Source organism: Shewanella sp. JNE2 (assembly GCF_023159115.1).
GTDB classification, from domain to species: domain Bacteria; phylum Pseudomonadota; class Gammaproteobacteria; order Enterobacterales; family Shewanellaceae; genus Shewanella; species Shewanella putrefaciens.
Map to the genome: position 1 here is coordinate 2,817,085 of NZ_CP096169.1, position 22,208 is coordinate 2,839,292.

Consider the following 22,208-nt stretch of genomic DNA (forward strand, 5'->3'; position numbering starts at 1 on the left):
ATCATATCACAAGAGGCAACTCAAACAAGAGAAACCTGACGTCCTCGTCAATATTTAGCGTCTGCAATGGGCTTAACGTGCTTTATTTTCCGTTTTCTGAGAGGTCCCCATAATCAATCACTTACTCCCCACCCTCTTTTTTTAGACAACAAAATAGCATAAAAAACAATTTTAAATAGCAAATTAATATATAACTAAATATCAGTGAATTACGATATAGCAGTCACACATCAAAGGCTGATATAACGCGTAAATTCGCATTCGCTTATTCATGTAATCCACATAAAAAAACATCTAAAGCCACCAAAAAATCGTTACAACATGTTACATATTGAATTTTTATTCACAAATAACGACTGTCAAACACGCCTATTACCCCCTCGCCACTAAAGATAACAATTAATTTACAAATCTTTTTATCAAAGATAAATTCACTAACCGAGTAGCATCTGTGTCGTAGTTATTCTTTAAAAACACAAAATAATAATGATTAACACTAAATTAACCATGGACGAAAATATGACTAGAAATAAAGGCACAAAAATAGCTTTAGGCCTATCAAGCTTAACCATTGCTATTTCAGTAGGGATAAATGCTGCGCCACTACCACTTGATTTAGCCGCCGGAATGCAAGCACAAACCTCTCCACTACCTAAACGGTATATTGTCAAATTCAAAAATGCTGACACAGCAGCGGCCATGTCTGCCAATAATTTACAATCAACCGAGGGTGTCCAAGTTGATGCTCTGCCTACCACAATGGACTATCAGCCAATGGTCGCTGAGATCAGTGCTCAACACAGTGCGCTGAATAAAGTCCAAGCGAAAGAAATGAAGCGTATTGGACGCACGAATAGCTATTCGGTCAAACTCGATGCCAAAGGGATTAGCGCATTAAAATCCAGACCCGATGTGGAATATGTTGAGGAGGATTTACCGCGTCATTTTCTGAGCGAAACCACGCCTTGGGGACAAACCTATGTGGGTGCTACCCAGTTGAGTGATAGCCAAGCGGGTAATCGTACCATTTGCATTATCGATTCAGGCTACGATCGCGGGCATAGCGATCTCAATGGTAACAATGTCACAGGTACCAATAACTCAGGCACAGGTAACTGGTTTGAACCGGGTAATAACAACGCCCATGGCACCCACGTTGCAGGTACCATTGCCGCAATCGCCAACAACGATGGCGTTGTCGGTGTAATGCCAAATCAAAATGCCAATATTCATATCGTTAAAGTATTTAACGAATCAGGCTGGGGTTACTCCTCATCCCTAGTTTCAGCAATAGATACCTGTGTTACAAACGGAGCCAATGTTGTGACTATGAGCTTAGGTGGCTCAGGTTCGAGTACAACTGAACGTAATGCGATGGCAGCCCATTATAATAATGGCGTGCTACTTATTGCCGCGGCAGGAAATGCGGGAAATAGCACCCACAGCTACCCCGCTTCCTATGATAGTGTGATGTCAGTGGCTTCCGTCGACAGCAATAAAAACCACTCGGCCTTTTCCCAGTACACAAATCAAGTTGAAATCGCAGGTCCCGGTGAAGCGGTGCTCTCTACCGTTACCCGTGGTGAAGGACGGCTAGCCGATATCACAATTGGCAGCCAATCGTATTTTGATGCAGGTGTTGTACCCCATAATCGATATGTTTCATCAGGTAGCAACTACGTACCCGCACCGTTTAATGGCACGGCGACAGCGGCACTAGCAGAATGTACCGTTAGCGGCACAAGTTTTAACTGCGGCAACATGACCAATAAAATCTGTTTAGTTGAACGCGTCGGCAATCAGGGCACTAGCTATCCAGAAATTAATGCCGTAAAAGCCTGTAAAAATGCAGGTGCCAGTGCGGTCATTGTTTTCAGTAACACTAGCTTACCAGGCCTGCAAAACCCATTCTTAGTGGATGCCAACAACGAAGCTAATTTAGTGTCCGTTTCTGTAGATCGCGCCACTGGCTTAGCACTACGTAATCAAATTGGTGCAACCGTCACCGTCAGTAACCAAGGCAACAAAGATTATGAGTACTACAACGGCACTTCAATGGCGACACCCCATGTTTCTGGCGTAGCCACATTAGTATGGAGTTATCACCCAGAATGTAGTGCAGCGCAAGTGCGTAACGCATTGAAAATGACCGCAGAAGATCTTGGGACTGCGGGCCGTGATAACTATTACGGCTATGGTCTAGTCAATGCCGTTGCCGCAAAAGCTTATTTGGATGCCTCTTGTAATGGTCCTACCGATCCTGTTGATCCAACCGAACCGGGCGATAGTGTACTTGTGAACGGTGTGGCTAAAACAGGCTTAGCTGGCGCAGCAAGTGAAGAATTACATTTTTCATTTGAGGTTCCTGCAGGTGCAACTAACCTAGGCTTTGTGATGAATGGTGGAACAGGCGATGCTGACTTATATGTTCAATACGGCGCAGCACCAACTACCTCCAACTACGATTGCCGCCCCTATAAAAGTGGCAATAGTGAATCTTGCCCAATTACCAATATACAATCAGGTACTTACTACGCTATGGTGAAGGGATATTCTGCCTTCAGCGGTGTGTCGTTAACAGCAAGCTATACGGCATCTAATGATGGCGGCGCGCCAACAAGCTATAGCAATACTGATAACTACAACATCCCTGATAATAAAGCCGCAGGGATCACTAGCCCAATCACAGTGACTCGTACGGGTGACTCAGGCACTGTGACTGTGGTAGTGAACATTGTTCACACTTACATTGGTGATTTGAAAGTGCAGCTTATCAGCCCTTCAGGTAAAACGGTTACACTGCACAACAATACAGGTGCAGGCACAGACAATATCAACAAAAGCTATACAGCGGATATGACAGGGGCAGACTCAAGCGGCATATGGAAGTTAAAAGCCGTAGACAGTTCCCGAGGTGACGTTGGTTATATCGATAGCTGGGAGCTCAGTTTTAACTAACCACATATCGGTATCAATGATAAGAGCCTGCAATTGCAGGCTCTTTTTTAGCAGAGTTACTGATGATCTTTTAAGATTTCAGGTTCAATGAGGACACTGTTTTCACTATCGGATAACCAAATCTGTCCTTCACTGATAGAAACTTGTAAGGCCATATTACGCCCAACTAAGGCTTCCATCGCAGTCACTGAGTCTTCAGCAATATTCCATACTTTCAAGTTTTGATAGCGTTCTAATGCTTGCTGATTTTGTTTCCACCAAATGGGCACGCTGCGACCACCGTAGGTAAAGAGCTGCACCGCTTTGGCACGACCACTGGCCTTTCTCAGCCACTTTTCATCTGCCTGACCAAATTCAACCCACAAATTGATCTCACCAGACAAGCTTTTATCCCATAGCTCAGGCTCATCATCAACACAAAGCCCTTTGCTAAAACTTAAGGTGTCACTGGCATTTATGATAAAAGCCAGTAAACGTACCATCATACGCCCGTCAGTTTCAGAAGGATGCTGTGCGAGGGTCAGTTGGTGATCTTGATAATAATTCCGATCCATATCGGCAATTTGTAAGTTGACCTTAAATACGGTCGATTTGAGGGCCATAGCCTATCCCGATTAAAGAGTGAAATTCAAAATCATATGAAAGGAGCCGAGTCTACCTGAGACTAAGACATTGCTCAAACGAATACCTATCCGATTAAATCGCTCCAGGGCGTAAATGCTTCGCCATTGGGAAATGGGCTTTAAGCTGATTGATTTTCTGTATATCGGCCACCAACAACATCCTTGTGCCCTGCTCATAGGCTTTACTCAATTCGCTCAGTGCTGGTAACTCGCCCCGACTTGCATCTCGACGTACTAATTCAGCAAGTGCCTCACTTAACGCCCCTTGGGAGTATATCCAATCCAGTCGCTGCAATAATGGCATCGCTGCAATCGGTAATAAGTCGACTTGTACTACATCTTCTATTAGCAAGATTTCACCGCGACTGAGCAAGTGATTAAAGGCATTATGGTAGCGTTCAAGCGTCCAACTATCGAAACGATCACCATTAGTCTCGAAAAAACGCTCCCAAAATAAACGTCGTTCCGCTGTCGACTTAAGCCTATCCTGCACTTCAATACGTCTATCGGCGACAAAATCAAAGAGGGGTTTAAGGGATTGTGGAAGGCTTGCTTCTAAGCGCGAGCGAACGGTACGGGCAAAAACAGGCGCAGCCCCCGCCGTACTGATGGCCACTACTAAACGACCACGATCAACAATTGATGGTGTGATAAAACGGCAAAACGCAGGATTATCGACTGCATTAACCCAAATCCCCCGCGCTGTGGCTAGGGTCGCAAGTTCAGCATTAAGACTGTCATTGGCGGTCGCTAAATAGACTAAATCATAATTTTGAATATCAGCGTGAACCACTTCACGCACAGAGAGAAGAATACGGCCTGTCTCAGCGTAACGCTGAACCTCAGTGTTCACTTGTGGCGCAATCACATGAATGTTGGCTTCAGTTCGGGTTAAAAGCGCTAATTTACGACTTGCGACCTCACCCGCCCCTACTAACAGCACATTTAAGTTAATAGTATCGATAAATAACGGAAAATATTGCATTACATTCAACCCTAAGCCTAAATTCTAATCGAGGTATCATGCCTCATAGTACGCATCTTGTGTATATGGGCTGCCATTGGGTAATGATACCCAATCAGATGATAACACTGGGTTTTAGCATAGGATATGAAGAAGAAAATATTCGATCACTGATTAATTGTGGCTTTCACTGCGTTCAGAGCTGCATTGCCAACATAATTCAAAATTACCATCGTTTAACTCATGGCATTGCACACACTGCCATTGCGGGCTCACCACATCCAGTGCCGTTAATTGTGCCTTTGCCAGCATATATTGGGACTCACCAACCCACAACTCCACATTATGCATATCCGCTGGCAACTCACCAATACCGCCTAATAACGCTTCACCACGTAACTCAACATGGATACCACAAGCTTCTAAAAGTCCTTTCCACGTGTGGGCCTGTAACAGATTTCCACCAGCAACTAAACACTTACGTTCTTCCATGCGACATCCTACTGCTACCACTATCAAGAATACGGGGTGCCGACATCCTACTGCTAAATAGCCGAGCCTGTCGAGTGCTGTTTTTTACATCAGTTGTTAATAGAATTAACATTTACTTTTTACAGCATTACTGACTATAACGCTGTGAGATAGCTAGCAGAATATTTGCACTCACCGAAAATAAGATAAAAAAAACCACCTCAGAAAGGTGGTTTTTACGCCTAACATCGCCGTTAAGGCATCATAGACGGTTGATCGGCGCCTTCTTTCTCGATCTCAACGGGCATCATATGCTCGCGGCTAATCCCCAATTTAATGGCCAAGAAACTCGCCACATAGATAGAGGAATAAGTACCCACAAAAATCCCCAACAGCAATGCAGTCGCAAACCCATGGATCATAGTGCCACCTTTAAGAAACAGTGCCACGACAACCACTAAGGTCGTCCCCGTGGTAATAATCGTTCGACTCATGGTTTGAGTGATAGAGATGTTAACGATATCTTCTGGTTCACTCTTACGCAGCTTGAGGAAGTTTTCACGGATCCGGTCAAATACCACGATAGTATCGTTAAGCGAGTAACCTACCACTGTCAATAAACCTGCCAATACGGTCAAATCGAATTCCAATTGGAATAACGAAAATACCCCTAAGGTTACGATAACGTCGTGGGCGAGTGCCGCAACAGAACCAAATGCTAAGCGCCATTCGAAGCGGAAAGACACGTAGATCATAATACAGATCAGCGCTACTAATACTGCCAATCCGCCTTGTTCAGCCAGTTCTTTACCCACTTGTGGGCCAACAAACTCAACACGCTTTTGCTGAACTTGAGGATCAACTTTCTGTGCGGCGTCCATAACAGATTTAACCTGCACATCGCTCTTAACGCCTTCTTTTACAGATAAGCGTACTAATACATCGCGGCTTGAACCGAAATTTTGTACTATCGCGCCTTCGGTATCAGGTGTCGTCAGTTGCACACGCAGCGTATTCAAGTCAACAGGCTGAGTAAACTCCATTTCAACAACAGTACCGCCAGTGAAATCAAGACCCCAGTTAATACCGTTGATCGCAAGCGACACTAATGAGCCAAGCACAAGAACCGCGGATAAGATACTAATCGGCAGCGCATGGCGGAGAAAGTTTACTGTACGTTTTAAGGATAAAATTTCTAGCATTATGACTTTTCCTTAGATAGACAGTGTCTTCACGCGCTTACCACCCCAAATCGCATTAACGATGGAGCGAGTACCCACGATAGAGGTAAACATGGAAGTCGCAATACCTATCATCAAGGTCACCGCGAAGCCTTTAACAGCACCAGTCCCCACAGCAAATAAAATTAATGCGGTAAGGAAAGTCGTGATGTTCGCATCGGCAATGGTTGAAAACGCATTACCATAACCTTCATGGATGGCCTGCTGTACACTACGTCCTGCACGAAGTTCTTCACGAATACGCTCATAAATGAGTACGTTACCATCAACTGCCATCCCCACTGTCAACACCATCCCCGCAATACCAGGAAGGGTCAATACTGCGCCTGGGATCATCGACATCACGCCTACAACCATGACTAAGTTTGCAGTTAACGCGAGGTTAGCGATAAGCCCAAAACCGCGGTAGTACACCAGCATGAAGATTAAGACGACGGCCATACCCCACACCATGGCTTGAACACCATTCTCAATATTTTCAGCGCCTAAACTTGGACCAATGGTACGTTCTTCAACAATGGATACAGGTGCAATCAAAGCTCCAGCGCGTAACAGCAAAGCAAGGTTTTGTGCTTCACCGTGGCTTAAACCTGTGATCACAAAGTTACGACCTAAACGGGCTTGAATGGTTGCCACAGAAATCACTTCTTGGATTTTCTGCATTTTCACGCTGCCATCGGCGTTACGTTCATCACTGTCTTTATATTCAATGAATAAGGTCGCCATAGGTTTGCCTATGTTGTCCTTAGTCACATTAGAGAAAATGGTACCGCCTTTAGCGTCAAGATTAATGCTCACCTGTGGGCGACTGTATTGATCAAAGCTAGGTTGGGCACCGGTGATATGATCTCCCGTTAGCATCACTTCTTTTTTCAATACGACTTGGCCGCCTTCACGACGTTGATACACTTCAGAGCCTGCAGAGATACGTCCTGATTGCGCGGCATTAGGATCGGCTTTGTCATCCACCATATGGAATTCAATCGATGCGGTTGCCCCTAAAATTTCTTTAGCGCGAGCCGTATCTTGTACACCGGGCAGTTCAACGATAATACGCTCTGCACCTTGACGCTGTACTACAGGTTCAGCAACACCTAACTCATTAACACGGTTACGAATAGTGGTAATGTTTTGTTGCAGTGCTTCTTCTTTAACCTGCTTAAGATAAGCTTCACTCATCACCGCTTGCAGGGCAAAATCTTCACCCTTGCTCACATCGGTGAAGACCATATCGTTACTGCGAGATTTAAGGAAACGTTCTGCACTGGCTAAACTTTCAGCATCACGGAATTTAATCTCAATCCCAGAGGCATTAACACGAATGCCCGCATAACGGATTGTTTCTTCACGTAATTGAGCACGAAAGTCAGCAACCTTGGCCTCTTCCATCTTGCGGATCGCTTCGCCCATGTCCACTTCCATTAAGAAGTGCACACCGCCGCGAAGATCGAGACCGAGTTTCATTGGGCTGCCGCCCATAGACTCGAGCCATTGCGGTGTTGCTGGAGCTAAGTTAAGTGCAACACTAAACTTATCACCTAAATCTTCTGCGATCGTTTCTTTTGCTAATAATTGTTGATCCGCGTTCTGCACACGAACCAACAACTGGCCTTTTTCAAGCTCAGAGCGCTTTACCGCAATGCCCTTACCGGCTAACAGCTCGTTCACTCTGGCTTGGGTAGATGCAGTTACTTCTGCACCACGAGTCGCCACCACTTGCACCGCGTGATCTTCACCAAAAAGGTTCGGTACGGCATAGAAACAACCTATGGCGATGATAAGCATCACCATAATGTTTTTCCACATTGGGTATTTATTTAACACGCCTGAGCCCTCTTGGCTTACAACGACTGGATAGAGCCCTTAGGCAATACAGCTGCAATATAGTCTTTCTTGATCGTGATTTGCGTCGTGTCATTAAGGCTCAGTAGCACGTAATCGCTGTCATCGCTGATTTTTGCAATCTTACCTAAAATCCCACCACTGGTTAACACTTCATCGCCTTTGCCTAATGAAGACATCAGATTTTTGTGCTCTTTAACGCGTTTTGATTGCGGACGGAAAATCATGAAATAGAAAATCAGGCCGAAAATCGCCAGCATGAAAATCAGTTCCATCGTGCCGCCACCTTGTGGTGCGCCGGCAGCGCTTGCATATGCATTTGAAATAAACATAATTTTTCTCTTCTTATTAGCAAAAAATCAATCGACTAACTCTGGTACTTCGCGACCCTGACTGGTATAGAAGTCCGCCACAAAGGCGTCTAATGTACCCGTCTCAATCGCACCGCGCAAACCTTCCATTAACATTTGATAGTATCTCAAGTTGTGAATGGTGTTTAAACGCGCACCCAGAATCTCATTACAACGATCTAAGTGGTAAAGGTACGCCCGTGAATAATTTTTACAGGTATAACAATCACACTTAGTATCAAGTGGTGACGTGTCATCTCGATGACGCGCATTGCGTATTTTGATCACACCTTCACTCGTAAACAGATGACCGTTGCGGGCATTACGGGTTGGCATCACACAGTCAAACATGTCAACACCACGACGTACACCTTCAACTAAATCTTCTGGTTTACCGACCCCCATCAGATAGCGAGGCTTGTCTGCAGGAATTTGCGGGCAAATATGCTCAAGAATGCGATGCATATCTGCTTTAGGTTCACCTACAGCCAAACCACCGACGGCATAACCGTCAAAACCAATCTCGACTAAGCCTTTTAAGCTTTCGTCGCGTAAATCTTCATACACGCCGCCCTGAATAATACCAAACAGTGAGTTTGGATTTTTCAAGCGATCAAACTCGTCGCGTGAACGTTTTGCCCAACGCAGTGACATCTGCATTGACTTGCGCGCTTCATCTTCGGTGGCGGGATACGGCGTACATTCGTCGAAAATCATCACCACATCACTGCCCAATGCATCTTGAATTTGCATGGATTTTTCAGGATCTAAGAAGATTTTCTCACCGTTGATGGGCGAGCGGAAGTGCACACCTTCTTCGGTAATTTTACGGATATCGCCAAGGCTAAAGACTTGGAAACCGCCCGAGTCCGTTAAAATAGGCCGCTGCCAGTTCATAAAATCATGCAAGTCACCGTGCTTACGCATGATTTCTTCGCCTGGGCGCAGCCATAAATGGAAAGTGTTACCGAGCAGAATATCTGCGCCTGTGGCACGCACTTCTTCAGGTGTCATACCTTTCACTGTGCCGTAGGTTCCTACCGGCATAAAAGCGGGGGTTTCTACTGTGCCACGGTCAAAAATCAACCGACCACGGCGCGCACGCCCGTCGGTAGTGTCTAATTCAAATTTCATAATTCACCTCGCCAGATAAACAGTCTGACTACATTTGTAATGGCAAATGCCATTTTGATTAACAATAGAGATAGGGACGGATCTAAAAGGTTCAACCCTATAGATAAAAATTGCCGCTCAAACTCATTTGGGCGGCTATTTTAAAACAAAATCGTCGTTTAGTGGGCTTTTTTCGTCACAAACATGGCATCGCCATAGCTAAAGAAGCGATATTTTTGCGTGATAGCATGTTGATACGCCGCCATCACATGATCAAAACCCGCAAAAGCACTGACTAACATAATCAAAGTTGATTCCGGCAGATGGAAATTTGTCACCATGGCATCAACCACTTGGAATTGATAACCAGGGTAAATAAAGATATCGGTATCGCCACTAAAGGCTTTGAGTTCGCCAAGGCTTGCGCGCGCCGCACTCTCGAGTGAACGCACAGAAGTCGTACCGACTGCAACCACACGTTTACCCGCCGCTTTAGTTTGCGCGATTAAATCGATTACATCCTGCGGCACATTCGCCCACTCGGAATGCATTTTGTGCTCAACAATGGTATCGACACGTACAGGCTGAAATGTTCCCGCGCCCACATGCAAAGTCACAAAGGCAATATTGACGCCCTTGGCTTTTAATGCATCGAGCATGGCATCGTCAAAATGTAAACCCGCCGTTGGCGCTGCTACTGCACCGGGGTTTTGGTTATAGACCGTTTGATAGCGCTCTTTGTCGGCATCTTCATCGGGTCTATCAATATAGGGAGGCAAAGGCATGTGCCCTACTGCTTCAAGCACCTCTAGAATGGTCAGCTCGGATAACAGCTCAAGTTCAAACAAAGTATCGTGACGGGCGACCATCTTCATTTGATAGCCACCATCGAGATGGATTAACGAATCGACTTTCGGGGATTTAGAGCTGCGAACATGGGCAAGGATCCGCTTATCATCGAGCATACGCTCAACTAAAATTTCTAACTTGCCGCCACTGGCCTTTTGGCCAAACATACGCGCGGGGATCACACGGGTATTGTTGAACACCATTAAATCGCCTGGATTTATTATTTCCAGCAGTTCAGTAAACTGTTTGTCGCCTAACGCACCAGAGTTGCCGTCTAACGTTAACAGACGGGATGCATTACGCTGCGCCATAGGATAACGAGCGATCAGCTCATCGGGGAGATCGAAAGAAAAGTCTGCAACGCGCATATTGGCCTCAGGGTAACTTAGAACGGCGGCTAGTCTATGGTTAGCGCCCCATAAGATCAAGATGACTTATTACCCGCGTCCACTTCTTGTTGTGATCCATCTAGATTTACAGCATCTTGTTGGGGCAAATTAGCATCGGTATCAAATTTTAGCCGCGTATAACTGAAATCATCCATGCTAAAACGGTGTTGTTCAAAAGGGATTTCTACCTGCACTTTTTTGCGCTTTGACTGCTCGTGTCTACCAAGTATTTTGGAGAACCAATTCCACATCATCCATGATCCTAAAAAGTGAAAAAATACGATATTTTGGGCTTTCGCGCTTTCCTAAGCATACTCGCGCATGATACCGTGAACCGACGTGGTTAACCAAGCACAAAAAATGAACTTTCTTACACACTTACATCTCGCTGACATCAGTAAAACTCATCTTGCAGCCAACGTAGCAGGCAACTATATCCAAGCGCCAATTGCGCAAGCCCCCGTTGAATTTCGCCAAGCTTTATGGCTAAACCAAGAAATTAATACGCTATGCGCCAGCCATGAATTGACGATTGAGTTAATGGAAGCCTTTCCTGCGCCCTTAAGAAGCATAGCAGCAGAACTGATGGCGGTGAGCTTTGATTACTATTTAGCTTACTACTGGGAAGAATATCACCACCAACCATTGAATGAATTTAGCCACAAAGCCTATGACGCTTTAGAGAATTTTGCAGCCCAAGGGATAGATCAATATCATCCAGAAGCTTTAATTAAGCTATTACCCACCATGCGCAGCCAAGATTGGCTCGGCAGTTACGCCACCGAAAATGGCTTACAACAAGCCTTAGCACAAGTGGCCAAACCGCATCCACAGGCAGCGCTGTTTAAAGATGCCCATAAAGTTGTGAATAAAATGCAAATTGAAATTGAAACCGCATTCCGCACTTTTTATCCGCAATTAATGGCATATAGCCGGATTTGGAGTCGTAAGACCCCTGCAGAATATTTACCCTAGAGATGAGATTCATCCCGATAGCTTTAAGTGTTCAGTTCAGATCATCAGATCAAGAGTGACAACCGCCCCTAATTGATGTTGAGCGGCATAATTTTAATCTCTGTTTATATAATCCCTTGGTATGGTTATCTGCTGTATTTCACCGCCGAAAGCGGGTTGAAATTATGCTGTGTGCCTGCGTAAATTTTGCTAATATGGCCACGCAAAGATGAGGACAAGATGCAGATATTTGATTACCAGCCCCCAGCAATTCCTTGGCTAGACATCCGCTATAAAGATAGAGACTTGATTATTATCAATAAACCCTCTGGGTTATTGTCTAATCCAGGTATTGCAGCACACACCTATGATTGTGCATTAACCCGCTTACAACGCCTTTATCCAGAAACGATTTTAGTACATCGGCTTGACTGCGCGACCTCAGGTATTATGGTGTTTGCTCGGAATAAAAAAGCCGAATCGCATTTAAAGACTCAGTTTCAAGATAGGCAAAGCAAGAAAGTTTACATTGCCGAGGTCATGGGCTTGATTACCAATGAGCAAGGAATTATCAATCTATCGATAGCACCTAATTGTGAGCATCCTCCCTACCAAAAAGCACTCCAAGCGGGAGAGGCTGGAGGCAAAAGTGCCCTTACTCATTATCGCGTTTTAGAACGTAGGGAAAACAGCACCTTAGTTGAACTAACACCTGAGACAGGTCGAACCCACCAGCTCAGAGTACATATGCTCGCCTTAGGGTATCCTATTTTAGGTGATGAATTTTACGGTGATGCCGCCGTTATTAACGCTAAACCACGTTTATGCTTACATGCCCAAAGTCTTCGTTTTAGTCACCCTTATTCGGGGAAACTAATGAGCTTTCACAGCAAACATCCTTTTAATGAATAATCAATACAAAGGCCGCGATAAAGCGGCCTTTTATAAACAGAATAAAATGAACAACATTAAGCGACTCGCTGACTAAAATCGATATCAACCATTAATTTGTCTACTTGGAAGTAACACCCCTGCTCATTACAAAATTGCAGTTGCTGTGTTGGAGTAACAATAAAATACTCACCAAAAAAATTCCCCCCCACATCTTCAACCTTATGGCCAGCAGAGGTCTCAGTCATCAGCACTTCGTCTAAACTATGGCAGCCATCGCTAAACCAAGTTTCTAAAAAATATTTATTGTCTTCTTTATAAAGAGTGATTTTGTCCCCTAATAAAGGACGTTCATCTAACCAACGACCAATAATTTCACGATTTTGCATATCTGTCTCCCGCCAGTGAAGGCGACGGCGTTTTTCAATCCCAGACATCCTGATATCCTTATGCAATACCCAATCACTTAAAGTGAAAGTCAGTTGTGGTAATACATTAAGCATAGAACCCATTTAACTCTTTACTCCCCACCGAAGCAAATTACGTCAAATTGACCGTGAAATGTAATTTTTTGGTTAATTTAAATTTGCTAAATATTTAAAATATAAAAGATAAATATCTTTGATTAATTAATCGGCAGTGTAGCTTAATCTAAAAATAAAAACGCGATCTTTATCACTATTTACTTATCGCTAAAGTAAAGGCGGCTAAAAGACTTATCTAATGAGCTGTATGAGCTTGTTACATCTTTTATTGCCAATTCAGATAGGGATTCTGATATAACAAAGAAGATTTCAATATCCCTACAGACAAAATAATAAAGCAGGAAGCATTATGCATAACATTCATCGTCGTCATTTTCTTAAAGCTGCGGGAGCAGTTACAGCAGGACTTATCACCGCCAATATCACGGCCAGTACGCATGCCAACAGTGCTGCTCCTAAACCACAAACTGGAAAATCCGTTATCGGGCTTATTGCGCCCAAGATGGACGTGGTTAGAGTCGGATTTATTGGCGTCGGCGAGCGGGGCTTTAGCCATGTCGAGCAATTTTGCCATTTAGAAGGCGTTGAACTCAAAGCGATTTGCGATACTCACCAAACCGTTATTGATAGAGCAGTAGCTCATATTGTTAAACAAAATCGACCTCAGCCCACTGTTTATACGGGTGATGACCTGAGTTATCGCGATCTATTAAGTCGCGATGATATTGATATTGTTATTATCTCAACCCCTTGGGAATGGCATGCACCAATGGCGATAGAGACCATGGAAAGCGGTAAACACGCCTTTGTTGAAGTGCCGCTGGCGCTCACTGTTGAAGAATGCTGGCAAATTGTCGATACCGCAGAGCGCACTCAGAAAAACTGCATGATGATGGAGAACGTCAATTACGGCCGCGAAGAACTTATGGTGCTCAACATGGTGCGCCAAGGTGTATTTGGTGAATTGCTCCACGGTGAAGCCGCTTATATCCACGAGCTACGCTGGCAGATGAAGGAAATCGATCATAAGACAGGCTCATGGCGCACTTACTGGCATACCAAACGTAACGGCAATTTATACCCGACCCACGGTTTAGGGCCAGTGTCCCAGTATATGAATATCAACCGCGGTGACAGATTCGATTACTTAACCTCGATGAGTTCCCCTGCCCTTGGCCGTGCGCTCTATGCTAAACGAGAGTTTCCCGCCGATCATGAGCGTAATCAGCTCAAATATATCAATGGTGATATCAATACCAGCCTGATTAAAACCGTTAAGGGCCGGACTATCATGGTCCAACATGATACAACGACTCCAAGACCCTACAGTCGTCATAATTTGATCCAAGGAACGAATGGCGTGTTTGCAGGCTTTCCCAATCGAATCGCCGTCGAACATAGTGGCTTTGGTAAAAGCTATCACGAGTGGGATATGGATATGCAAAAGTGGTATGACAAATACGATCATCCCCTATGGCAACGTATAGGTAAAGAAGCAGAGATCAATGGTGGTCATGGTGGAATGGATTTTGTGATGTTATGGCGAATGATTTATTGCCTGCGCAATGGCGAAGCGTTAGATCAAGATGTGTACGATGCGGCATCTTGGTCTGTGGTCAATATTTTAAGTGAGCAATCGGTTAACAATCGCAGTAATTCAGTCACTTTCCCTGACTTTACCCGCGGCGCTTGGGAACATGCCAAACCCTTAGGGATTGTAGGCGCCTAAATTGCGCTAAGCTGAGAGTTTAAACGAAAGGGATAAGCTTTACTTATCCCTTTATCTTTAGCTCAGTAACAGCCTATCGATTTAATTTTTAAAGTAAAATCACCACTTTGCTGCGCTCCAATTACCAGCCCTATACTGGTTAGTCGGCCAAGATCAATCGCTGCACGCACTATCGGTTTACCACGGCACTGAGGATAAAAATCGGTAAATGGAATTTCGATACGTTGCCAATGAATTGCACTCGCACCGCTCACCCCAAAGGTTTGATGCGTTGGCGCAGGCATCACAGCTTGATAGACAGTACTTTGCGGTGTTTCAACATCTTTTAGGTTCACTTTGTAATGCTTGCTTCTATCACCATCAAGCTCGAGATAAATTCCCGTAAACTCAGCCACATTAATTTGTTCAAACTCACAACGCACAGAAGCAAATCCGCCACCATTAGCAAGCGATACATGACCACTAAAAATCCCATAACCTAAGGGGGAAATAGTGAGTTTACTGCGCGACAAACCACCCATCACAGTATCATTCACACTGTACCAAGACTTTGCAGCGTCTAAGGTTCTAAAATCAAAAAGGATCATAAATACTCCCATAAAAAAAGCAGCCACCTAAGTGACTGCTTCATATGATGCTTTCTTTTACGCTAATAACAGCACTTTACCCAAGTTTAGCTTTGTTTTCAGCAGCTTCACAAGCTGCTGCGGTAAAAATCACATCGGTCGAACTGTTTAGTGCCGTTTCAGCCGCATCTTGGATCACACCAATAATAAAACCAACAGCCACAACTTGCATGGCGATATCATTGGAAATACCAAATAAGCTACAGGCTAGAGGAATAAGCAATAGAGAACCGCCCGCAACTCCCGAAGCACCACAAGCAGAAACCGCCGCAACAACACTTAATAATAAGGCTGTGGGTAAATCGACCTGAATACCAAGCGTATGAACTGCCGCTAAGGTCAGCACTGTAATAGTGATTGCAGCACCACCCATATTGATGGTCGCACCAAGAGGGATAGAAACAGAATAAGTATCTTTATTGAGATTAAGCTTTTCACACAGCGCCATGTTAACCGGAATATTCGCCGCACTTGAACGGGTGAAAAATGCCGTTACCCCACTTTCACGCAGGCAGCGAAGCACTAAGGGATAAGGGTTACGTTTAATTTTTACGTAAACAATAAGTGGATTCACAATCAGCGCAATAATTGCCATTGCACTCAACAATACAGCTAATAGCTGCGCATAACCTGCAATTGCTGCAAAGCCTGTTTCGGCAAAGGTTGCTGCCACTAAACCAAAAATACCGATAGGCGCTAAACGAATAATAAAGCGTACCATTTGTGAAATACCATGACTCATATCGGCAAAGACTTGCTTAGTAGAATCATTGGCATGATGAAGTGCTAAACCTAAACCCACACCCCATGCAAGGATCCCAATATAGTTGCCTGTCATTAGCGCATTAACGGGGTTATCCACTAATTTAAAAAGCAGCGTATTAATCACTTCACCAATGCCTTGAGGTGGGCTTGTACCTTCAATCCCTGCCACTAATACCAAATTGGTGGGGAAAATCGAGCTTAACACGACAGCCGTTAACGCTGCGGCAAATGTCCCAAATAGATAAAGCACCACAATTGGACGCATATTGGTTTGCGTATTTTTCTTTTGATTGGCAATAGAAGATGCCACGAGGATAAACACTAAAATAGGAGCGATTGCTTTTAATGCCCCGACAAATAAACTCCCTAAAAATGCAACTTGCTTAGCCGCATCCTGTGAAAAGCTAGCAAGAATAACCCCTGCTGCGATCCCCAATAGAATTTGCAATACCAGACTGCCATTAGCCAACTTAGCTAAAAGTGATTCTTGTTTCATGACTTAACCTATCATTATTATATTTCGGCTGAGATAACCCAGCCCACGCCTTCGGATTTGAGGCCAATAAGGTTTTTATAGGATGTGGCGGGACTTGTCTAGCTTTGCAGGGAAATAAGTAAAGTAAATGACCTTATCCCCACAAAAAACCGCTTAGATTGACTTTTTCGTGGCCAAATCAGCACCGCGTAGCATAGCATCAATCAATTCATGGGCATCAAATTTGGTCAGAGCTTCGTTGGCCCCGACTTGATGAGCCTGACTGACACTTATCTCACTGGAAAGCGAGGTATGCAGAATAATATAAGCACTTGCCAACTGCGGATTATCACGCACCTCAAAGGCTAATTCGTACCCATCAAGCCCTGGCATTTCAATGTCACTCACCAAGATATCAATTGGATGATGCTCGGCGGCGGCTTGCTCCATTATCGCCAGCGCCTCTTTACCGTCAGCCGTCACCCGATATGAAATATTAATCATATCTAAGGCATCCGATAACTGTTTACGGGCTACTTTAGAGTCATCAACAAGCAGAATATTCATCGGCTTTAATTTTTCACGCTGCACATCGGTTAAAATCGCGCGATTCGCTTCAGGATTATCGGGAAAAACTTTAGATAATAAGAGTTCAACATCAAGCAACTGGACAAGTTGATTATCAAAACGAGTTACGCCAGTTAAAAACGCATTTTTACCCAAATTCGCAGATGGCGCTTCAATATCTCGCCAATTGCATTCAATGATTTTATCAATACCACGCACTAAGAAGCCGATAATCATCCGCTGACAATCGGTGATGATAATATAGCAACTTTCTCGTTCCTCATCCGTAATAGGTCGATAACCAATAGCGGCAGCCATATCGATGACAGGAATGGTATGACCACGTATCGTTGCAGCACCCAAAATGGTTGGATGCGATTGGGGAATTTTATTTAGTGGTGTATAAGGCACCAACTCACGCACTTTTAAGGTGCCCAAGGCAAAAACTTGGGATTGAGATAACCGAAAAAGGAGCAACCCTTGTGACTGATTTGCCTTACTTTTCATAATTGAATTTATAACTCTCTCAATATAGCCTGCCAGTATCTTAACCCTATCACAGCAAAAAGTGATGACTAAGGTCAAATGAAACTAAATCTATCTTGTATTAGCAGGCTAAAAATCCACCTGCAACTGAATTATTCCTGCAATGCATACAATACATCAAAAGCAAACTGATCCCAGCCTTCTGCAGTAAATGCAATGTCACGAATACTACGCACTTGGCTTACGGCATGAAGAGGCGCGGCACCATTGACCATTAAATAATAGGCCATAATAAGCCCAGTACGATCCTTACCTGAGCGGCAGTGGATAACGACTGGAAGATTATCGGCTTCACATTGCTGAATAAAGGCCAGAGCCTTGGGCAACTGAGCGACACAAATCGCAATGTCGCCATCCTGAGGCGGTACATTCCGTGAAAAAGGAATACATTCATAACGTAAACCTAAGCCTTTAAAGCTATGAGGATCACAACCTTCGCCACCATTGACCGACAACACGGCACCAATACCCGCCGCCTTCAATTCAGTTAAATCCCAAGGATCTTTATTGGGGCCACTGCGCCCGGCGATCTGCCCTTCTACCAACCAGAATAAATGCTGCATACAACTCCCACAAGTGAGATAACAACTAACGTTGAGATTAGCTCATCGTAGCTTTTCCAACGACTTAAGATTTTTTTCCCCAAAATTCAACATTAGCTTGCGGTAACTGTTTACGTTTTTTTTTACCTGTGCCTTCGGGCTTAGCGACAGGCTTTGCTTGTTCTAACAGTTCGGCTGGCATGTCATCATCGGCTTCAAAACCGACAATTTGCTCACGCACTAACTTAAGTTTGTTCTTTTTCTCTATCACGCCAAAGTGGTGATAATCCTCATGGGAAATCAAGGTCACGGCTAAGCCTGCTTCACCGGCGCGGCCACTACGGCCAATACGATGCATATAATCTGCAGGGCTCCTTGGTAAATCAAAGTTAATCACCACAGGCAGTTTATCGATATCGATACCACGGGCGGCAATATCGGTCGCAATTAACACACTGATCTCGCCATTTTTAAAGCCATCGAGCACCCGCGTACGCGCGCCTTGGGCTTTATCGCCATGGAACACTTCGGCAGTGATCCCACGTTTAGACAGCTTTTGCGCTAAGTGATTACAGGTATTTTTGGCACTCACGAAGATCAACGCCTGTGACCACTGATGTTCTTTAATCAGATGCGCCAATAATGCGGTTTTCATCGGACGATTAACGGTGATCACCCGCTGATGAATCGTGCTTTCTTGCTCACTTTGCAATTGATATTCAAGTGGATTATTAAGCAGTTTTGCCGTTAACTCACGGACTTCTTCAGGGAATGTCGCAGAGAATAATAAGGTTTGTTTCTTAACGGGCAAAGCGTCGAGCACTTGGGCTAATTCTTCGGTAAAGCCAAGACTTAACATGCGGTCGGCTTCATCGAGCACCAAGGCACTAACGCGGTTAAGTTTGATGGCGTTACTCGACAACAGATCTAACAAACGACCCGGCGTTGCTACTAGGACGTCGGCGCCAGAGCGTAGACTCTGCATTTGCGCATTCACCGACACACCGCCAAACGCAGCGACAATTTTTAGCTTGCCATTAAGATGTGAGGCATAGGATAAAAAGCTGTCTGCGACTTGCTGGGCTAATTCGCGGGTTGGGACTAAGACCAAACAACGAACATAAGCGCCTGTCTTATCCTCTGTTTTTGCGTCAACAAGTTGTTGCAACAGCGGCACGGCAAAGGCTGCCGTTTTACCCGAGCCCGTATTAGCACCGGCTAACACATCGCGCCCCGCAAGCACAGCGGGAATCGTTGCCGCCTGTACTGGTGTGGGCGAAACATACGCTAATTCGGTTAATCGATTTAGCAAGGGTGCAATAATGCCGAGTTGGGCAAAGCTTGCCACGGAGGAAGAAGCCTGAGTCATAGAAAGTTTAACTGCTCACCAATATCTTAATAGGCGGCTATTCTAGCTTAAATATCGAGGCAGTGCTTGTCAGTTTCCAGCGTTAACAACTGCTGTTTCATCGCCAGCCCGTAGGCGTAACCCGTTAACTTGCCATTTTTGCCTATTACTCTATGGCAAGGCACAATAATCGCGATGGGATTGGCGCCATTGGCCGCGCCCACGGCGCGCACCGCCTTAGGCCGACCAATTTGCTCGGCAATCTGCCCATAGCTGCAGCTCTGACCATAATCAACATTGAGCAAGGCTTGCCAAACTTCACGCTGAAATTCAGTGCCCTTAGGTGCGAGCTTTAAATTAAATTCAATCCGTTCACCTGCAAAATAACGCGCGAGCTGCACTTGAGTTTCACTAATATGCGCCTTAGCTTGATTGAGGGCCTCCTCACTCACCTTAGCAAGCGCAATCTCAGTGCGATCCGAGCCGACAACCGTTAAATGGCTCAGTCCATAGGCATTGGCATTTAACTGCAATATTCCGACAGGACTGATAAACGTATCCACGGCGCAGGGCTGATACGCAGCAATACTCGGAGCTTGGCTCAATTGACGAATCGCATGCTTCATAATTTATCTCTCTATTTATGTCTTACATTTATCTCTATCAATTTAGATCGTTTTACGTCGTTATTGATGCCAAAGCTGAAAGGTTAAATAACTGCCCCAAGGCGCAATTTCTTGACTCAGTTGCTGACACAGCTGCAGGTAGTTAACTGCACCCGCAGCGGCTTCATCCAGCCTATGGGTCTTGTCATACAAGGCCAGCAAATGCTTTTTAACAATCAAATCGGTATGCAAAAACACATTGGGATCGCCCAAACCGCGGAGCTTAGCATACGCGATTGTCCAAGGACCTATGCCCTTAACGCTGAGCCAATCATCGACACTCGCCTCAGGATGATCACAGATAAACGCCGCGAGCGCATTGAGGGCTAACTTACGAGCGCCGGGCATTTTTAGCTCAGTTAGACTCGCCTCACGAATGGTCTCGGGTGTAGGAAATAATCGATACTCGCAACCATTGAGACTAAAGCGCTCGCCATAGGCTTCAACCAATTGATTAAGTAGCTTAGTCGCCTGCACTACCGTCACTTGCTGGCCTAAAATCGCACGGCAGGCCGCCTCAAATAAGGAGCCTGCACCGGGAATGCGTAATCCCGAAAACGGTGTTAATCCTAAACTTGATAGCGCACTTAAGCCTTGTTCAATCAGCAGCATATCCGCATCGAGATCTAAAATGCGTCGCACTTCAGTGACCAGCAATTGCAGCTCATCGACAGGAGAGTCTTCGGTCAACATTATCGCGAGTTTGAAGCGATTTAGCTTAGGCTCATGGATAATGTGCACTGTGCCGCGCATCTTACCTAGGGCAAAACAGCGACCATATTCGAGCCCATTATCGCCAGCTTTGGCCTCATCTACCACGGACGCCTCATCGCCAACGACATTGCTCGCTTGCGGATGACTCATCTGCGGTGTGAACCATTCCATCCCTGTTACCGCACGTAATCGATAAAACGCCAGCTGTGATGTCCAATCCAATGGCGGACGATAATACTGATACAAGGTTAATCCATAGTGCGGCACAAATTCACCCATAGTATCAATCTCACTTAATCCTGTTAGTGGCTCAATCATGGACTCCTTTGCAGCTTTGGTTAATGCACTCTTTCTTAACTGCGTCGGCGTCAATTGCAAGGTTTGCTTAAACGCCTCATTGAAACGGCGAATACTGTTGAAACCCGCCGCCATCGCGACTTGAGTGATAGGTAATTGGGTTTGGTGCAATAATTGTTTAGCAAACAGTAATTGCCGATATAAGGCATATTGTTTTGGCGAAGTGCCAAAACCTTCGGTAAAGAGCTTATTGAGATAACGACTGCTGATCCCTAATCGGTCGGCCAATTGTGTTACTGTCGAAGCTGGCTCTCCCGATGATTTTCCCGCTAAGGCGCCCGCTTCGATTAAGCTAATGGCCCTCGCTAACGTTGTGCCAGTCCCCTTCCAAGGATTCGATCCCGGCGCACTGTCGGGCCGACAACGTAAACATGGGCGTAATCCCGCCTGCGCGGCTTTAATGGCCGAATCAAAATAACGCACATTTTGCTCTTTTGGTGCCACAGCAGGACACACAGTTCGGCAATAAATGCCCGTCGTTAATACGCCCACAAAAAACTTACCATCAAACCGCGGATCGCGGCTCATCCTCGCCTCACGGCAAATGGACGCAGAAAGTTGCCCCGAATAGGACTCCAGCGAATGCACCGAATCTATTTCATCACGCTTAATCGCACTCTCAGACACTCTATCTGCACTCATTTTTCATCACGCCCGACAATATTCGCTCACAATTAATTTCTTGTTCATTACTTTACGTAAAACTAGCATGTAGCACTAGCGGAAAACGGAACTCAATCATTT

The 22,208-nt window shown here is 45.0% G+C and carries 21 protein-coding genes; 4 read left to right on the forward strand and 17 right to left on the reverse strand.

Translation table 11 applies throughout. From position 1 onward, the window contains the following. The first annotated feature begins 519 nt into the window (after positions 1 to 519). Positions 520 to 2,958, forward strand: a complete 2,439-nt coding sequence (locus MZ182_RS12485; RefSeq protein WP_248069660.1) for a S8 family serine peptidase — start codon at positions 520 to 522, stop codon at positions 2,956 to 2,958. Between the two features lie 56 nt (positions 2,959 to 3,014). Here MZ182_RS12485 and MZ182_RS12490 read toward each other — a convergent pair whose 3' ends face one another. The 9 genes from MZ182_RS12490 to MZ182_RS12530 all read right to left on the reverse strand — a co-directional run bounded on the left by MZ182_RS12490 (position 3,015) and on the right by MZ182_RS12530 (position 11,054). Then, on the reverse strand, positions 3,015 to 3,560 hold the full coding sequence (locus tag MZ182_RS12490) for a YaeQ family protein (RefSeq protein ID WP_115014309.1): 546 nt from the start codon (positions 3,558 to 3,560) through the stop codon (positions 3,015 to 3,017). A 94-nt stretch (positions 3,561 to 3,654) separates the two neighbouring features. Continuing rightward, positions 3,655 to 4,566, reverse strand: a complete 912-nt coding sequence (locus MZ182_RS12495) for a bifunctional precorrin-2 dehydrogenase/sirohydrochlorin ferrochelatase (protein WP_011788868.1) — start codon at positions 4,564 to 4,566, stop codon at positions 3,655 to 3,657. A 153-nt stretch (positions 4,567 to 4,719) separates the two neighbouring features. Further along, complete coding sequence (locus tag MZ182_RS12500; protein ID WP_011788867.1) at positions 4,720 to 5,037, reverse strand: putative signal transducing protein; 318 nt, start codon at positions 5,035 to 5,037, stop codon at positions 4,720 to 4,722. A gap of 233 nt (positions 5,038 to 5,270) precedes the next feature. Further along, entirely contained in the window at positions 5,271 to 6,218 is a 948-nt protein-coding gene (gene secF, locus MZ182_RS12505) for a protein translocase subunit SecF (RefSeq protein WP_248069662.1), read from the reverse strand. 12 nt (positions 6,219 to 6,230) lie between these two features. Further along, entirely contained in the window at positions 6,231 to 8,081 is a 1,851-nt protein-coding gene (secD, locus tag MZ182_RS12510; RefSeq protein WP_248069664.1) for a protein translocase subunit SecD, read from the reverse strand. 17 nt (positions 8,082 to 8,098) lie between these two features. Then, complete coding sequence (yajC, locus tag MZ182_RS12515; RefSeq protein WP_011788864.1) at positions 8,099 to 8,431, reverse strand: preprotein translocase subunit YajC; 333 nt, start codon at positions 8,429 to 8,431, stop codon at positions 8,099 to 8,101. A gap of 27 nt (positions 8,432 to 8,458) precedes the next feature. After that, complete coding sequence (gene tgt, locus MZ182_RS12520; RefSeq protein WP_011788863.1) at positions 8,459 to 9,583, reverse strand: tRNA guanosine(34) transglycosylase Tgt; 1,125 nt, start codon at positions 9,581 to 9,583, stop codon at positions 8,459 to 8,461. A gap of 158 nt (positions 9,584 to 9,741) precedes the next feature. Further along, positions 9,742 to 10,779 (reverse strand): tRNA preQ1(34) S-adenosylmethionine ribosyltransferase-isomerase QueA, encoded by a 1,038-nt coding sequence (queA, locus tag MZ182_RS12525; RefSeq protein ID WP_248069666.1) that lies wholly within the window; start codon positions 10,777 to 10,779, stop codon positions 9,742 to 9,744. A gap of 56 nt (positions 10,780 to 10,835) precedes the next feature. Continuing rightward, complete coding sequence (locus MZ182_RS12530; protein WP_248069668.1) at positions 10,836 to 11,054, reverse strand: hypothetical protein; 219 nt, start codon at positions 11,052 to 11,054, stop codon at positions 10,836 to 10,838. A gap of 106 nt (positions 11,055 to 11,160) precedes the next feature. Between MZ182_RS12530 and MZ182_RS12535 the strand changes: the two genes are divergently transcribed. After that, on the forward strand, positions 11,161 to 11,775 hold the full coding sequence (locus MZ182_RS12535; protein ID WP_041408154.1) for an ACP phosphodiesterase: 615 nt from the start codon (positions 11,161 to 11,163) through the stop codon (positions 11,773 to 11,775). A gap of 219 nt (positions 11,776 to 11,994) precedes the next feature. Beyond that, positions 11,995 to 12,666: an RluA family pseudouridine synthase gene (locus MZ182_RS12540; RefSeq protein ID WP_248069670.1), complete on the forward strand. Its 672-nt coding sequence runs from the start codon at positions 11,995 to 11,997 to the stop codon at positions 12,664 to 12,666. Between the two features lie 56 nt (positions 12,667 to 12,722). Here MZ182_RS12540 and MZ182_RS12545 read toward each other — a convergent pair whose 3' ends face one another. After that, on the reverse strand, positions 12,723 to 13,157 hold the full coding sequence (locus MZ182_RS12545) for a hypothetical protein (RefSeq protein WP_248069672.1): 435 nt from the start codon (positions 13,155 to 13,157) through the stop codon (positions 12,723 to 12,725). A 322-nt stretch (positions 13,158 to 13,479) separates the two neighbouring features. Between MZ182_RS12545 and MZ182_RS12550 the strand changes: the two genes are divergently transcribed. Continuing rightward, a complete protein-coding gene (locus MZ182_RS12550) occupies positions 13,480 to 14,859 on the forward strand; it encodes a Gfo/Idh/MocA family oxidoreductase (RefSeq protein ID WP_248069673.1) in 1,380 nt (459 codons plus the stop codon). 62 nt (positions 14,860 to 14,921) lie between these two features. Here the strand turns inward: MZ182_RS12550 and MZ182_RS12555 are convergent, their stop codons facing one another. The 7 genes from MZ182_RS12555 to MZ182_RS12585 all read right to left on the reverse strand — a co-directional run bounded on the left by MZ182_RS12555 (position 14,922) and on the right by MZ182_RS12585 (position 22,106). Then, entirely contained in the window at positions 14,922 to 15,446 is a 525-nt protein-coding gene (locus tag MZ182_RS12555; protein ID WP_248069675.1) for a CIA30 family protein, read from the reverse strand. 76 nt (positions 15,447 to 15,522) lie between these two features. Continuing rightward, on the reverse strand, positions 15,523 to 16,746 hold the full coding sequence (gene sstT / locus MZ182_RS12560; protein ID WP_014610848.1) for a serine/threonine transporter SstT: 1,224 nt from the start codon (positions 16,744 to 16,746) through the stop codon (positions 15,523 to 15,525). A gap of 153 nt (positions 16,747 to 16,899) precedes the next feature. Further along, on the reverse strand, positions 16,900 to 17,799 hold the full coding sequence (locus MZ182_RS12565; protein ID WP_011788854.1) for a chemotaxis protein CheV: 900 nt from the start codon (positions 17,797 to 17,799) through the stop codon (positions 16,900 to 16,902). Between the two features lie 131 nt (positions 17,800 to 17,930). Next, complete coding sequence (locus MZ182_RS12570) at positions 17,931 to 18,401, reverse strand: dual specificity protein phosphatase family protein (RefSeq protein ID WP_011788853.1); 471 nt, start codon at positions 18,399 to 18,401, stop codon at positions 17,931 to 17,933. A 64-nt stretch (positions 18,402 to 18,465) separates the two neighbouring features. Further along, positions 18,466 to 19,749, reverse strand: coding sequence for a DEAD/DEAH box helicase (locus MZ182_RS12575; protein ID WP_011919555.1), 1,284 nt, complete (start codon positions 19,747 to 19,749; stop codon positions 18,466 to 18,468). Positions 19,750 to 19,796: 47 nt separating this feature from the next. Continuing rightward, positions 19,797 to 20,354, reverse strand: coding sequence for a methylated-DNA--[protein]-cysteine S-methyltransferase (locus tag MZ182_RS12580; RefSeq protein ID WP_248069682.1), 558 nt, complete (start codon positions 20,352 to 20,354; stop codon positions 19,797 to 19,799). 60 nt (positions 20,355 to 20,414) lie between these two features. After that, positions 20,415 to 22,106, reverse strand: coding sequence for a DNA-3-methyladenine glycosylase 2 family protein (locus MZ182_RS12585; protein WP_248069684.1), 1,692 nt, complete (start codon positions 22,104 to 22,106; stop codon positions 20,415 to 20,417). Positions 22,107 to 22,208: the final 102 nt, after the last annotated feature.